Genomic DNA, 15,251 nt, shown 5'->3' with positions numbered 1-15,251 from the left:
AGACTTAAGCGTCTTTCTTGGCAGTCAGATACTCAATGAACTCGGGACCGACGGTCGTAACGTCACCGGCACCCATAGTGAGCAGCAGGTCGCCCTCGCCCACCATCTGCTCGAGCTCCTGATTGAGCTCAAGACGGCTGGAGCAGTACACGACCTCCTTGCCAGGATGCTTGGCGCGCACGGTATCGGCGAGCATCTTAGAGGTGACACCCGGAATGGGCATCTCGCCAGCCGAGAACACATCAATCAGCAGCAGTTTATCGGCATTGGCAAATGCATCGGCAAAGTCGTCGCACAGGGCCTGCAGGCGCGAATAGCGGTGCGGCTGGAACACGACGTCGACGTGCTTGTAGCCCAGCGACGAAGCAGCAGCAAGCGTCGCCTTGATCTCGGTGGGGTGATGGCCGTAATCATCGACCACGGTGATGCCATCGATATCGCCCACGTGGGTAAAGCGACGGCGGACGCCCTCAAAGCTCGAGAGCGCCTTGGCGGCGGCGTCGATGTCAAGGCCCAGGACATGGGCGACGGTGAGCACCGCCGTGGCGTTGAGCATGTTGTGGCGACCGGGATTGCTCTTGATCTCCACAGCGTGCTCAGTGCCGTCCTCAAAGCGAACGATAAAATCGCTCTGGATGCCCTTGACATCCGGGTGCATGCAGACGATGTCGTTGCTCTCGGCAAAGCCGTAGGAAAGCACGTGACGACCCGTCGACTTGGCGAGCTCGACCAGATGCGGGTCCTCACCGCAGACGATGACGGTGCCGTCCTCGCCCACCAGGCTCATGAATTTGGCGAAAGTTGCCTCGATCTCCTCGATACCCGAGTAGTGATCGAGGTGGTCGGCCTCGACGTTGGTCACGATGACCACGTTGGGGTTCAGGAACAGGAAGGAGCTGTCGGACTCGTCGGCCTCAGCGACAAAGTAGTCGCCCGAGCCGTTCTTGCCGTTCGTGTCATAGCCCTCGACGATGCCACCGATCAAGAAGCTCGGATCCAGACCCATGCGGTCGAGCATGGTGGCGCACATCGAAGACGTGGTGGTCTTGCCATGCGTGCCGGCAACAGCGACGGTGGTGTAGCCGTGGCCCAAAGCAGAGAGCATCTTGGCACGGGGCCACACGGGAATACCAAGCTCGCGAGCGCGCACGAGTTCAGGGTTGGACTCCGGAATAGCGGTGGAGACAACAACCACGTCGGGCTTGACCTCGTCGATCGTGGCGGCCTCATGGCCCACATGCACCTTCACACCAGCGCGGGTAAGCTGGCGGATATAACGTGACGTCTTAAGGTCGGAGCCGGTAACGGCATAACCGCGCTCGTGAAGAACGAGGGCGATGCCGCTCATGCCGGCGCCGCCGATACCGATAAAGTGGGCGCTCTTAAACTCGGGCGCGGAGGTTGCAGTCTGGGAATCAGCCATGTGCTCGTGTACTCCTTGCGTAAACACTGCCTGTAACCCGTTAACTGTACCGCACCTACCGCATCAGCGCGAGGGCGACCGACGATATCCCGTCTAACTAACGCAAACCCTCTACCGCATCCGCCAGAAGAGCGGCGGCCCTATCCTGAGCCAGACCACGCGCCGCCTGACGCATGGCGTCGCGCGCTGCCGCGTCATCGACCAGGTGCAGCAGTTCATCGGCAAAGGCAGAACCGTCGATATCGGCATCGGCGCAGAGCACGCCGGCCCCAGCGTCGACCAGATAACGGGCATTGGTGGTTTGGTGGTCGGCCGTCGCATGCGGGTACGGCACGAGCACCGAAGGCACGGCGAGTGCAGCGATCTCGGCCACGCTCGATGCGCCCGAACGCGAGAGCACCAAATCGGCAGCAGCCAGCATATCGCCCATGTTGTCGATGTAAGGCTGGACGCGGTAACGCTTCGCCTCCTCGGGCGTCAGCGCCAAAGCGCGCTCGGTCTCCTCAAAGCCGTCGGCACCCGTCGAATGCAACACATAGAGGTTCTTGCGCGAAAGCAGCTCGTTTTTGAGCGAAGCCACACGCTCGTTGAGGTGCTGGGCGCCAAGTGAACCGCCAAAGACGAGCAGCAGCGTAGCGTCCTCGGGAACGCCAAGTGCCTTGCGGCCGCGAGCGCGATCGCCCTCGATCACCGAGCGACGTACGGGGTTGCCGGTCATGAGCACGTGGTCAGGGTCACCTTCGCGCTCAAAGACCGAACGCGCTGCCGGCACCGAGATGCACACGCGGGCGGCGTGGGAGTTCATCATCTTGTTGGCCAGGCCCGGAACAGAGTTCTGCTCATGCAGCAGATACGGAACGCCCGCGCCCTTGCACCACCCCAGCAGCGGAACCTCGACATAGGCACCAAAACCAATGGCGGCATCGGGCTTGCCGACCTTTGAGAAATGACTGGCGAGCGCACGCTTGGCTTTGTTGACACGCCACAGCGAGGTCAGCGCCGTCCAAGGACGGGAGCGGTCGAAGCCCGTGACCGTAATGGGCACAAAATCAAACCCAGCCTCGGGGACCAGACGACCCTCGAGCTTGCGCGACTGGCCCACGAACACAACGTGGTGGCCACGGTCACGCAGCTCTTCGGCCAAGGCGAGCGCGGGGTTGATGTGCCCGGCCGTGCCGCCGGCTGCAATAGCAACGGTCATTTTATCGGTCATGGTAGTCCCTTCGTACACGCGGTCCCTGGTCGTCGGTACGCAGACGCGCCGACGGGTCCGAGTTCAAATCGATTCGATTATATCCGCCGCCCGCGTTGCGAGGGCTGGGGCGCTGAGGACGACCTTGCGGCGCCGTTCGCTGACGCGGGCGGGCTGCCGGCTCGGTCGCAGAGCCATCCAGGACGGTAAAACCGTTACGCGAAGATCGCTCGCCGCGCACGTGGGGCACGCCGGCGGTACTCTCATCCATAACGGCAAAGCTCTCGCGGCGGCGGTCATACTCATCGCGGCGGGCGCTCTCGTACGAAACGCGCAGGATCAACCCGGCAAGCATGAGCGACACAATAATCGACGAACCGCCGTAGCTAATAAACGGCAACGGTTTGCCCGTCATGGGAAACACGTTGAGGATGCCCAGCGCGTTAATCAAAAACTGCACTGCGAGAATGACCGCGGAGCCAGACGCCATAAGCGCGCCCCGGCGATCGGTCGCCTGCTCGGCAATGCGAAACGCCGAGTAGATCAGCATCGCAAACACCAAGAAGAACAGCACGGTTCCGACAAAACCGACTTCCTCGCCAATGATGGCCAGGATGTAGTCATTGTGCGCCTCGGGCAGATACGAGTACTTCATGGTTGAGTTGCCGATGCCACGGCCGAACAGACCGCCCGAGGCAAAGGCCATAATGGCAAGCGTGGCCTGATAGCCGTCACCATACTCGTCGGCCCAAGGGTTCAAGGCAACCTGAATACGCACCATACGGTACGGCTCTGCGACAAGCGCAATCACGATCACGAGAATGCCGAAGATTAGCACGCCGATGATAAATCTGGGGTCGAGACCCGCAAACAACGCCATGCACATGAGGGTCAACAGGATGATCAGGACAGTACCGAAATCGGGCTGGATAAAGATCAGAAAGAGCGAAATGCCCAGGTAGATGCCCATCTTGCGAAGGAATTCGTTGATGTTGCCACCGGGCGAAAAGAAGCGATCAAGCATGATGGCCGAATACGCAATGGCAAATGGCTTTAAAAACTCGGAAGGCTGGAACTGAATACCGGCGATGTTAAGCCAGCGCGTGGCGCCACGGCTGCCGCTGCCCACCAAGAACACCAGAAACAGTAGCCCTATCATGCCTATGAGGAAGATCCTGAGCACATCCTCCCCAAACCAGCTGTCCGGCAAAACGCGCACGATGGCAATCAGCGCCAGAACACCGACCACGGCAAACGCGGCCTGTCGACCCAGAAAAAACGTCGCCGAGCCATTCTCGTGCAGCGCCTCGACCGAAGACGCCGAGTACACCATCAGCAGGCCAAAGCATACCAAGGTAAACAAGCAGGCCATGAATATCAAACGGGGGCGCATGATACGGGCGGGAACGCCGGCAATATAGCGTTCGCTAAACGACTGCCCGCCGCGGCTGGAACGCGGTGTGATACGACGTGAGGAAGCACGGTCCGAGTCGGGCCTCCTCATACCTTGTCGGGGGCTCTCCTCTCTCACCGCAACCCCTATTCCATTTGTGATTTCGCTGCAGCGGCAAGCTGGGCCACGTAGTCCTTAAACACGCGGCCGCGCTCCTCATAGCCCGAGAACTCATCGAACGAAGAGCAGGCAGGAGAAAGTAAGATCACGTCACCACGGCTCGACAGCGAACGGGCGACGTCCACGGCGTCGCGTAGGTCATCCGCCTGGGCGATATCCACATCGCCATCGACATCGGCCTCGTCCATAGCGGCGGTGAAGCGCTCGCGCGCATCGCCAAAGCAGACGACCGAGCGCACGTTGTCCATAACGACGCGCGCGAAGTCCGTGAGCGGCGTGCCCTTATCGTGGCCGCCGAGCAGCAAGATCACGTCGTCATCGGGAAATGCCGTCAGTGCCTTCTCGACCGCATCGGTGTTGGTCGCCTTGGAATCGTTGACGTAGCGCACGCCGTCAATCTCGCCACACGGCTCCACGCGGTGCTCGAGCGGCTGGAACGAGGCAAGACCGTGGCAGACACCATCGACATCGGCACCGACCGCCAAGGCAGCCGTGGCGGCGCACAGGGCATTGATAACATTGTGATGGCCCGAGATCTTGAGCTCGGATGTAGCGATGAGCGGGGTCTCGACGCCCTTCAGGCGCACGACCATCTTGCCGTCGCGCACAAAGGCGGCATCCTCGCCCTCAGGCTCGTCAAAGGCAACCTTGCAGATGCGACGACCCGGCGTGTAGATGTACTCATCGAACTCGTGAATGCCGGCGTCTTCGACGTCGACAACCGCCAGATCGTCATCGACCATATTGTCAAACAGTTTGATCTTGGCAAGCGCGTAGTTCTTATGGCTCTTATGCCAGCCCAAGTGGTCGGGAGTGATGTTGAGCAGCACCGCCACGCGGGGGTGGAGCTCGGTTGTCGTAGCAATCTGATAGCTTGAGAGCTCAGCCACAAACCACTCGTTGTGGGCTCGGCCGTCAATCTCGTTGACCGGCGGCTCGCCGATGTTGCCGACAGCAACGCTGGCCTCGCCGGCAGCCTTAAGCAGATAATCAGCCAGCGACGTGGTGGTCGTCTTGCCGTTGGTGCCCGTGATGGCAATCCAGTTATCGGGCGACAGGCGATAGGCAAACTCGGGCTCACCCATAATCTGGGCGGCATGCTCGCGCCCGGCCTTAAAGAAGCCCGAGAACTCCGAGATGCCCGGGCACGTCACGCATACGTCATAGGCGCCCTCGACCTGTTCGGTCCCATAGACAAACGACGCACCAGCAGCCTCGAGCGCACGCGTGGCGTCATTGGGCTCAGAGGTGCCACCGCCATACACGGTAACGGCACTTACGCGCTCGGGATGTGCCAACGCCCAGCGGGCGACATCGAGACCGGATTTGCCCTGACCCAAAACGAGCAGGCTAAAGACATCAGCAAGAGACATGAAAGACCACTATCCCAACTGGAAGAACAGAGCAAGGCCAACGGCACCAAAGGCCGCAGCGATAATCCAAAAACGGATGACGACCTTGGTCTCGGCCCAGCCCTTCTTTTCGAAATGATGATGGATGGGCGCCATAAGGAAGACGCGCTTGTGCGTAAAGTGGAAGTAGACAACCTGAATCATGACCGACAGGGTCTCAACGATAAACAGGCCGCCGATGATGAGGGAGACGACCTCGGTGTTGGTCATGATGGACGTGCAGGCAAACGCGGCGCCCAGGGCAAGCGAGCCGGTATCGCCCATAAAGATGCTCGCCGGATAGCAGTTGAACCACAGAAAGCCCAAGCAGGCACCGGCACACGCGGTGCAGAAGATGGACAGGTTCACGTCTCCGTGCAAAAACGCCATGGCAGCCATGGCGAGCATGGCAATCATGGAGGTGCCGCCAGCAAGACCGTCAAGGCCATCGGTCAGGTTCACGGCATTAGAAAGACCGGCGATCATCAGCCAGCAAAAGACAATGTAGAGCCACGGGAACGAAAGGCCACAGATGGTGGTCGAAAGAACACCGAGGTCAATCGTCAGGCCGCCGGGAAAACGAATCTCGGGGGCGACGCCGCACCAGTTGACGGCAAGTACCGTAAAGGTGACACAGATAATGGTTAGGCCGATCATCTTGGCATGAGGCGTCAGACCGAGCGAGCGCCCATGCGTAACGGAGGTCAGGTCGTCGATCAGGCCCAGCACGCCGGTCGCCAGCGTGGCGAGCAGCACGAGCACGAGCTCGGTGGTGAGCTTGCCCATCAGCAGGCAGGTCAGCGAGATCGCGACGAGGATGACAACGCCACCCATGGTGGGCGTTCCCTGCTTAACCAAATGACGCTTGGGGCCGTCGGCACGAACCTGCTGGCCGATACCCTCGACCTTGAGCAGCTTGATCCACCACGGCATGAGCAGCAGCGCAATGGCAGCGGCGATGCCAAGCCCCAAAAAAGCCTGATACGTTGGATACGAGGGATTGCCGAACATGGGCTAGCACACACCTTCCACAAAGCGGTCGAGCTCAACAAAGCGGGAACCCTTGACCAGTACAACATCATGTTTTTCAAGCGCGCCGCCCATGCGGTCGAGCACCTGCTGATAATCGGAGAACACCTGGATGCGGTCCTCGTCCATACCCATCATGCGCGCGGCATCGGCCATAAGCTGGGCCAGCTCACCACCCACGCACGCCAGCATGTCGAGCTTCTTGGCGGCGGCATAGGCGCCCACGAGCTCATGCATGCGAGGAGCCTCATCGCCCATCTCGCCCATCTCGCCCAGGATCGCCATGCGAGACCCCGTGCACGAAAGCGAGCACAGCAGATCGAGACCAGCAGCCATGGATTCGGCGCTGGCGTTATAGGAGTCATCGATGACGCGGGCACCGCTCTTGGCGCGCTTGATCTCCTGGCGGTGACCGGTGATCGTGAGGCCCCTAAAGGCAGCATCGACCTGCTCGGGCGTCACGCCCAGGCGATAGGCAACTGCGGCGGCCTTAACGGCATTTGGGACGGACTGCACGCCGGGGATGGCAAGCATGGTATCGATCGTCTCACCCTGGCCAAAATCGAGCGTAAAGACCGGACGGCCCTCGTCATCAACACGAATGTCGCGGGCGCGGACCTCATCATCGTCCGAGACGCCGGCCAGCATCACGTCGATACCAGCAGGCTGGGCGAACGTATCGCGAATGAACGGCGTAAAGTCGTCCTCGCCGCCCAAAACCAGCAGCGGCAAGAAGTCGCCGGCGGCGCACATACCCTGGACAATCTCGGCCTTAGCGCGGGCGATGTTCTCGCGGCTGCCCATAATGCCGATATGAGAGGTGCCGATCTTGCTCACGATGGCAAGGTTGGGATTGGCGGACTGGGACAGGCGCTCAATCTCGTGGAAATGGTTCATGCCCATCTCGAGCACCAGGACCTCGGTATCGGCCGGAGCGGAAAGCACCGTGAGCGGCATGCCGATCAGGTTATTGAAATTGCCCTTGGTGGCCCAGACACGATAGCGCTTGGCGAGCACGGCGGCGAGCACGTCCTTGGTCGTCGTCTTGCCGATGGAACCGGTAATGCCAACGACCAGGCAGCCAAGCTCCAGGCGATACGTGTGCGCCAAACGCAGCAGAAACTCCTCGGGATCATCGGTCAGCAGGATGGCGCATCCCTTGTCCTGTGCCAGCGAGACCAGCTCGGCCTCGGGCTCACGCGTCATCACGACGGCGCCGGCACCCGACTGGACGGCACGGGAAGCAAAATCATTGCCGTCAACGTTTTCACCGGGAAAGGCGACGAAAATCGTCCCTTCCTCGACCTGGCGCGAGTCGATAACGCACCCGCGGCATACCCGATCGGCTTCTCCCGTCACGGTTCGGGCCCCTGTTGCGGCCGCGAGGTTGTTGACGGCGATCTCTATCATTGCAGCTCCCCTGTAAACCTAATAATGCTATCGGCGTATTGTATCCCAGCGCCGCACATGCGTGGTGCAGGGCATGTGAACACCCTCATATGGGACAACAAACCACGCCCCAAAGATTGTAACCCCCTACTTCGTGTGCGGGATACCCAGCACGTCGAGCGCGTTGGCCATAATGGACTGGAACGGCACCGCAGCGGCATCTGAGCCGCTCGGCGTTCCGTCGAGCGTGATATAGCACAGCACCTTGGGCGATTGTGCCGGTGCAAAGCCCATAAAGGACGACATGTAGTTCTCCTTGAGGTAGCCGCCGTTCTCGTCGGCACGTTCGGCCGTACCGGTCTTACCCGCCACGTCATAGCCGTCAACCGCGCCGCCAACGCCCGTTCCCTCGGACACGACCGTCTGCATGCACGATGTCACCTGGGATGCGGCGTCCTCCGAAATCGCGCGCTCGCCTTCGCCCCAGTCCTTCTCGTCGCCTTTGCTGGACTTATAGAAGTGCGGTGTCATCATCACGCCGCCGTTGGCGATGCCGCCCACGGCACGTGCGATCTCAATCGGCGAGACGGACAGTGCCTGTCCAAAGCTCATCGAGCCCAGCGTGGCGCCGTCATACTGGTCACGCTCCTTGACGATACCCAGGCTCTCTCCCGGAAAATCGACACCCGAGCTGTGACCGATGCCCCACTTGTCCACATAGGTGGCAAAGTCGTCGGCACCGATCTTGCGCCCCACCAGGACAAAGCCCACGTTGGACGAACGGCGCATCATCTCGCGCACATCCATGGTCATGGCATAGTCGCGCTTGTCGGCATCGGTGACGGTATCGTCGCCCACCTTGATGCTCGCCGGCACCTCAAACGACGTACTCGATCGCACGACGCCCAAGTCGAAGCCGGCGCCCGCCACGAGCGTCTTAAAAACCGAGCCGGGCTCGTAGGCGTCGGTGACCAGGCGCAAGTTCATATCCTCGGTCTTGGCATTCTCCAGATCGGTCTGGTCGTAGGTCGGGTACGAGCAGGCTGCCAAGATCTCGCCTGTCGTAGGATCGGTGACCAGCGCCGAGCCGTTCTTGGCCTTAGTCTTCTCAACTGCCTCTGCCAGGGCATCCTCGGCCGCACGCTGGATATTGACGTCGAGCGTCGTCACGATATCAACGCCGTCGACCGCAGCCACCTTTTTATAGGCACCGCCCGCGATATAGCTGCCGTCCCTCGCGCGCTCGCGTACGAGAGAACCGTTCGTGCCGGTCAGAAACTTGTTGTATTGCTTTTCGAGACCCGTCAAGCCGTCGTTGTCTACATTCACTACACCCAGCACCTGCGATGCCAGATTGCCGTATGGATATACGCGCTTCATGGCCTGCTCAAAAAGCACGCCGGGCAGGTTCTTCTTCTCCAGCGCCGCAACATCGTCTTCGTCCACCTGGCGCTTGATATACACCCAGGTTCCATCGGACTCAACGAGCTTGCGGCAGGTCTTTTTATCGATTCCAGTTGCCTTGACCAGCGCCGACACCGTCTTGTCAACATCCTCGACAAGCTGCGGGTTCACGGCGATGTTGCGACATTCGACCGACGACGCCAACACGTTGCCGTTGCGGTCGTAGATGGTGCCGCGTTTGGCATAGAGGGTCTGCGCAAGCAGGCGGCGCGCATCGGCACGCTCGCGCAGTTTATCGGCTTCGACAATTTGATAGTCGGCAAGGCGAAAGACGCCCAAGCCCAAGCCAAGCCCGATGAAGCCCATGACGGCTTTGCGGCGAGGCAGAGGCGCGCCTGTGAGCCATTCGGTCGACGAACTCTTGCGCGACCTGGTGTTATGCACTTGAGGGCCGCCCGAGCCGCGAAGTCGCGACGCCGGGTCGTTGCCACGGGACTGCTCGGCGTTGTAAGATTGCCGACCCGTTCCTTGATAACCAGAACGTCCCCGCGACGAGGGACGTCCAGAACCGCGGCCCCCATCGGAACCGCGGCGATAGTCATTTGTCATACTCAGCTACCGTCTTGCTACTGAGCGGTCGCGGTCGCGTTGGCGCCCGCGGCTGCATCCTGCGAAAAGTCAAGTGTAACGCTCTCGCTGGGCTCCACCATGCCATAAGCGCCCGCAAAGTCGCGAATGCGCGTGTCGGCGCCATAGACCGAATGCATGACCTCCAGGTCGGAGCTCTCATCGGTCGCTTTTTCGAGCGTGTTGGTAAGCTCGGCGTTGCTGTTGAGCACTTGGGCCGTAACGCCGGCGAGCGCCACGCGGGCGACGCCGATCGTCATGAAGATAGCCGCAATGATGCAAAACGTTTTAAGAACGCTCATGAAAACCGGGCTTACCGCCTGGTTTGCCTGACGGCCCGCGCCCGTGTAGACATCAAAGCGCGGCGTGCGCTGCTCACGGGGAGCAACGGGGGCCTGCGGCGTCTCACGATAGGCGGGCATGGCGTTCATATCATAGGCGAGTGCTGCGCTTGAAGTGTTGTAGCCCATGATATGCCGCCTCCCATCCCGAGTACGTTGGTAGTGTGTTTAAGCTTCGTTTATGGTGCGAGCGGGAGGTCCAATATCGCGCGGTCGCGCCTACAGACGCTGCGCCACGCGGATTTTGGCTGATCTCGCCCGAGGGTTGCGCTCAACCTCATCAGGCTGGGCAACCAAGGGTTTGCGGGTGATGACCTTGAGTATCGGCACGTTGCCGCACACGCACACCGGAATCTCCGGCGGACACGTGCACCCCTGGCTCATCTCCTTAAAGTGGTTCTTTACGATACGGTCCTCGAGCGAGTGATACGAGATGACGCAGATACGTCCGCCCGGGTTGAGCCACCTGGTGGCGGCATCAAGCCCTCGTTCGAGCACATCGAGCTCGTGATTGACCTCGATGCGAATGGCCTGGAAACTTTTCTTGGCCGGGTGTCCGCCATGCCGACGAGCGGCAGCCGGGATACCCGCCTTGATGATCTCGACAAATTGGCCGGTGGTTTCGATCGGTTCTTGCTCGCGGCGGCGCACGATCTCGCGCGCGATCTGCGAGGCGAACTTCTCTTCGCCGTAGACGCGTAGAATCCGGGCGAGGTCGTGTTCGTTATAGGTGTTGATGACCTCAGCTGCGTTTAAGGTGTTATTACCCGGATCCATCCGCATGTCCAATGGGGCGTCCTCGTTATACGAAAAGCCCCTGCCAGGGATATCGAGTTGCGGTGACGAAACGCCCAAATCGAACAGGAAGCCATCGACCCCGGGCACCTCGGCCGAGCAAAGCAGCTCGTCCAAGTCGCCGAAGTTGCCCTTCAGCAGCTGGTGCGGAACGCCGGGAACCTCGCGGTCCAGACGGGCGCCAGCGGCCTCGAGGGCCATGTCGTCCTGATCGACGCCGAGCAAAAGGCCCGTCTCCCCCACCTGCGCGGCCATCTTTACCGAATGGCCGGCACCGCCAAGGGTGCAATCGCAGACAACGGAGCCGCTCTTTAGCCGCAGCGACTCAAGCACTTCGCCGAGCATGACAGGTTCATGCCGATATTCTTGTGTCAAGATCCCACGCTCCATCCGTTACCCGTGCCTTGCCCTTACGAGAAGAAGAGGTCCAGCAGGGCCTCATCGTCATCGTCCTCATCGGCCGCGGCGCGATCCCAAACCTCAAGGTGGTCGTAGTTGCCCACAACCGTGACCTCGCGGTCAAGGTTCGCCTGCTTGCGGAGAGACTCGGAAAGACCGATACGACCGGCGCTGTCCACGTCCATCGACGTGGTGCGCTTGTTGATCGCCCTCATGAGCTTCTGGTCATTAATGTCACGCGGGTTAAAACCCTCGTGGCCCTCACGACCCGCGAAGAGTCCTTCGACCCACTTATCGAAGGCCTCGGCAGAGAACACGTACAGAGCATCGACATCCAGGGCTTTGAACACGCGAACGTGCTCTCCAAGCTCCTCGCGAAGGGGTGCAGGCAGGGACAGACGACCTTTTGCATCGAGATTGCGCTCGTATGCACCAGTCATTCCCATGTGCGCCCTCCCCTCGGTTACTCAGATGGCACGTACGCGGGGAACCACCCCGCCTGTCGACGTCATTAATAATATGGGGAACCGCCCCATTTTTCAACACCTTTCCCCACCCCTTCCCCCACCCCGCCCCACTACTCCACCCACCATATATTGCAAAACACCCCCAAGCATATGTTCGAAAACACAATATGTTGTGTTTACAGCAACAGCGGGATGCCACCTGTAGAACCACGCCCGCGAACCTCAACCTTCAAGTTGACGTTGAGGCGATTTTTACGTCCCTTTACACGCCGTTCACATCGCCCCCAAACTCCCCTGCCCACGGTACACACGGCCCACCACCGCGTCGGTGTCTGGCGAAAAATGGGACGGGCCCCAGATTGCCCATGCGCGCAAAAGTGCGTCTCGGCAATCTGGGGCCCGTCCCATTTAATATTTATAAATATGCAGGTCAGCGAGGTGCTAGCGATGTGCTAGCGGATGCGCCGCCAGATAGACCTCGGTCAGTTGCGTTCGGTCGACATGCGTGTAGACCTGCGTGGTCGATATATCGGCATGTCCCAAGATCTCCTGTAGCACACGGAGGTCTGCGCCGCCCGCAAGCATATGGGTGGCAAAGGAGTGACGCAGCGTGTGGGGATGGAGTCCCACCAGCCCCACCTGGCGCCCGTAGCGCTCACAGATGGCATGAATGCCCTGGCGCGACAGACGGCGGCCGTTCTTATTTAAAAAGACCGCCGAGGTCTCGGTTCCGCGGGCATGGGCCGCCAAGCGAGAACGCCCCTCAGTTACATAAAGCGTCAGAGCTCGCGCCGCGCTTCCCACCAGCGGTGACAGGCGTTCCTTTGAGCCCTTACCGCGAACGAGCACAAAGCCATCGTCGATATGGATATCGCCCACATCGAGCCCCACCAACTCGCTCACACGTAAACCGCATCCGTAGAGCACTTCCAAGATGGCATGGTCGCGCAAGCCCATCTCGCCCTCGGGGAAGTCTTGATCGAGCAGCGCCGAGACATCCTCCACCGATAGATACTCCGGCAAACGCTCAGCCTTTTTAGGCAGGCGCAACGCCGCCGTTGGATTTTGGGCCACAGCCCCATCGCGCACCAAAAAGGCATGCAGGCCCTTCACGGCCGCAAGCGCACGCTCCACCGAGGCATCGGAATAGCCCCCATCGCGACGGTCGGCGACAAAGCCCTCCACGACCTGACGGGTCACCTCTTCAAAAGACACAATACCCGCCCGCTCCAGATAGGCGCAGTACGTCGTCAGGTCACGACGATAGGCCGCAATCGTGTTGCGCGCCAAACCCCGCTCGACCGCGAGGTAATCGAGATACTCCCCCGCCGCCACGGCGAGCGACGAGGGAGTAGCTTCGGTATGTTCCTTATTCGCCGGCACCCTTAGTCCGTAGCGAGGTTCATGGGCGTCACCTGCAGACGGTCGACACCCTCGTGCTGGCCGATCGAAGCGCGCACGAACTCGCGGAACAGCGGCTGCGGGTTGGTCGGGCGGCTCTTGAACTCGGGATGAGCCTGGGTTGCCACATACCACGGATGCACGTCGCGCGGCAGCTCGACCATCTCGACCAGGCGCTCGTCGGGCGACAGACCCGAGATAACCAAACCGGCGTCCTCGAGCTGGTCACGGAAGGCGTTGTTGAACTCAAAGCGGTGACGGTGACGCTCGTAGACGAGCTCCTCGCCATATGCCTCGCGAGCAAGGGTATCGGCGGCGAGCTTGCACGGATAGGCGCCCAGGCGCATGGTGCCGCCCTTCTCGGTCACGTCCTCCTGCGAGCTCATCAGATCGATGACACTATACGGGCCGTCCGGATCGAACTCGGAGGAGCTGGCGCCGGCAAGGCCGACGACGTTGCGGGCGAACTCGCACACGGCCACCTGCATACCCAGGCAAATGCCCAGATACGGAATCTTGTGCTCACGGGCAAACTCGGCCGCGAGGATCTTGCCCTCCAGGGCGCGCTTGCCAAAGCCGCCGGGGACCAGGATGCCCGAGGCGTCGCCCAAAACCTCAGAGACATTCTGCTCGTCGAGGCTCTCGCCGTCGACCAGCTGGACGTCCACATGGCGATCGTAGAAGACGCCCGCATGGTGCAGGGCCTCGATAACCGACAGGTACGCATCGGGCAGCTGCGTGTACTTACCCACGACGGCGATCTTCACCTTGTCGGCGTGATGATTGGCGTGATTCTGTTTGCGCAGGAACTCGTTCCACTCGCTCATGTCGCGCTCACGCGGATCCAGACCCAGGCGTTCGCAAATGCGCAGGTCAAAGTCCTGCTCGGCAAGCAGCTGCGGAACATCGTAAATGCTCGCGCAGTCCTCGTTGGTAAAGACGCAATCGGTGTCGACGTCGCAGAAGCTTGCGATCTTTCCGCGGATAGCGTCATCGATATGGTGGTCGGAGCGCAGCACGATGATATCGGGCTGGATGCCAAAGCTGCGGAGCTCCTTGACGGAATGCTGCGTGGGCTTGGTCTTGACCTCGTGGGCGGCGGCGATATAGGGAACGAGCGACACGTGGATGTAGCAGACGTTCTCGGGGCCGGCCTCCTTGCGGTACTGGCGGATGGCCTCGACAAACGGCTGCGACTCGATGTCGCCGATCGTGCCGCCCAGCTCGGTGATGACTACATCGGAGCCGGTCTGCTCCTCAATGCGGCGGAACTTGTCCTTAATGGCATTGGTGACGTGAGGAATCACCTGCACGGTACCGCCCAAAAAGTCGCCGCGACGCTCGCGGGCGATCAAGCTCTTATAGATGGCGCCGGTCGTAAAGTTGGAATCGCGGGTCAGGTTCTCATCAATAAAGCGCTCGTAATGACCCAGGTCCAGGTCGGACTCGTAACCATCCTCGGTAACGAAGACCTCACCATGCTGGAAGGGGCTCATGGTACCGGGGTCGACGTTCAGATACGGATCGGCCTTCTGCATCGTTACTTTGTAGCCACGCGACTTGAGCAGACGGCCCAGCGAGGCCGCGGTGATACCCTTGCCCAAGGACGAAACCACGCCACCGGTTACGAACACATGCTTGGTCATATTGAGTTACCTGCGCTTCCCGTAGAAGTTGTTTATCCACATCTTACGGGTCTTCATTGTAATACTCGCGCCGCGGACCGTTCGCAATTTTTCTCGCGTGCGATTGCATTTCTCAATCTCCTTGATTATCAACTTCATCCGAACACCTCCCACATTCATCCGTACATGTGCGGA

The 15,251-nt window shown here is 60.5% G+C and carries 12 protein-coding genes; all 12 read right to left on the bottom strand.

Going from position 1 to position 15,251, the window contains the following annotated elements; translation table 11 throughout:
• Positions 1-4: 4 nt before the first annotated feature.
• A complete protein-coding gene (murC, locus tag KSY82_RS05900; protein ID WP_055286074.1) occupies positions 5-1,423 on the bottom strand; it encodes a UDP-N-acetylmuramate--L-alanine ligase in 1,419 nt (472 codons plus the stop codon).
• Between the two features lie 97 nt (positions 1,424-1,520).
• Positions 1,521-2,636, bottom strand: a complete 1,116-nt coding sequence (gene murG, locus KSY82_RS05895) for an undecaprenyldiphospho-muramoylpentapeptide beta-N-acetylglucosaminyltransferase (RefSeq protein ID WP_089571582.1) — start codon at positions 2,634-2,636, stop codon at positions 1,521-1,523.
• Entirely contained in the window at positions 2,626-4,119 is a 1,494-nt protein-coding gene (gene ftsW / locus KSY82_RS05890) for a putative lipid II flippase FtsW (protein WP_217750577.1), read from the bottom strand. The genes murG and ftsW overlap by 11 nt, the downstream gene beginning before the upstream one ends.
• Before the next feature lie 35 nt (positions 4,120-4,154).
• Positions 4,155-5,561: a UDP-N-acetylmuramoyl-L-alanine--D-glutamate ligase gene (murD, locus tag KSY82_RS05885; RefSeq protein WP_217750578.1), complete on the bottom strand. Its 1,407-nt coding sequence runs from the start codon at positions 5,559-5,561 to the stop codon at positions 4,155-4,157.
• A 9-nt stretch (positions 5,562-5,570) separates the two neighbouring features.
• Positions 5,571-6,590: a phospho-N-acetylmuramoyl-pentapeptide-transferase gene (gene mraY, locus KSY82_RS05880; RefSeq protein ID WP_006234262.1), complete on the bottom strand. Its 1,020-nt coding sequence runs from the start codon at positions 6,588-6,590 to the stop codon at positions 5,571-5,573.
• A 3-nt stretch (positions 6,591-6,593) separates the two neighbouring features.
• The gene (locus tag KSY82_RS05875) at positions 6,594-8,018 is read right to left on the bottom strand and encodes a UDP-N-acetylmuramoyl-tripeptide--D-alanyl-D-alanine ligase (RefSeq protein ID WP_217750579.1); all 1,425 of its coding nucleotides are present in this window, start codon (positions 8,016-8,018) and stop codon (positions 6,594-6,596) included.
• Between the two features lie 126 nt (positions 8,019-8,144).
• A complete protein-coding gene (locus tag KSY82_RS05870; protein ID WP_368042040.1) occupies positions 8,145-9,845 on the bottom strand; it encodes a peptidoglycan D,D-transpeptidase FtsI family protein in 1,701 nt (566 codons plus the stop codon).
• Positions 9,846-10,027: 182 nt separating this feature from the next.
• The gene (locus tag KSY82_RS05865) at positions 10,028-10,498 is read right to left on the bottom strand and encodes a hypothetical protein (protein ID WP_217750581.1); all 471 of its coding nucleotides are present in this window, start codon (positions 10,496-10,498) and stop codon (positions 10,028-10,030) included.
• Positions 10,499-10,588: 90 nt separating this feature from the next.
• The gene (gene rsmH / locus KSY82_RS05860; RefSeq protein ID WP_006234266.1) at positions 10,589-11,554 is read right to left on the bottom strand and encodes a 16S rRNA (cytosine(1402)-N(4))-methyltransferase RsmH; all 966 of its coding nucleotides are present in this window, start codon (positions 11,552-11,554) and stop codon (positions 10,589-10,591) included.
• Between the two features lie 20 nt (positions 11,555-11,574).
• Complete coding sequence (locus KSY82_RS05855) at positions 11,575-12,009, bottom strand: division/cell wall cluster transcriptional repressor MraZ (RefSeq protein ID WP_006234269.1); 435 nt, start codon at positions 12,007-12,009, stop codon at positions 11,575-11,577.
• A 462-nt stretch (positions 12,010-12,471) separates the two neighbouring features.
• Positions 12,472-13,413 carry a site-specific tyrosine recombinase XerD gene (xerD, locus tag KSY82_RS05850; RefSeq protein WP_171025140.1) on the bottom strand — a complete coding sequence of 314 codons (942 nt, stop codon included), beginning with the start codon at positions 13,411-13,413 and terminating at the stop codon, positions 12,472-12,474.
• Positions 13,414-13,415: 2 nt separating this feature from the next.
• Complete coding sequence (pyrG, locus tag KSY82_RS05845; protein ID WP_006234274.1) at positions 13,416-15,077, bottom strand: CTP synthase; 1,662 nt, start codon at positions 15,075-15,077, stop codon at positions 13,416-13,418.
• Positions 15,078-15,251: the final 174 nt, after the last annotated feature.

It is taken from the genome of Collinsella aerofaciens (assembly GCF_019131995.1).
Classification (GTDB): Bacteria; Actinomycetota; Coriobacteriia; order Coriobacteriales; family Coriobacteriaceae; genus Collinsella; species Collinsella aerofaciens_S.
The sequence above is the reverse complement of the archived record's forward strand: the minus strand, read 5'-3'. Positions and strand labels throughout refer to the sequence as shown.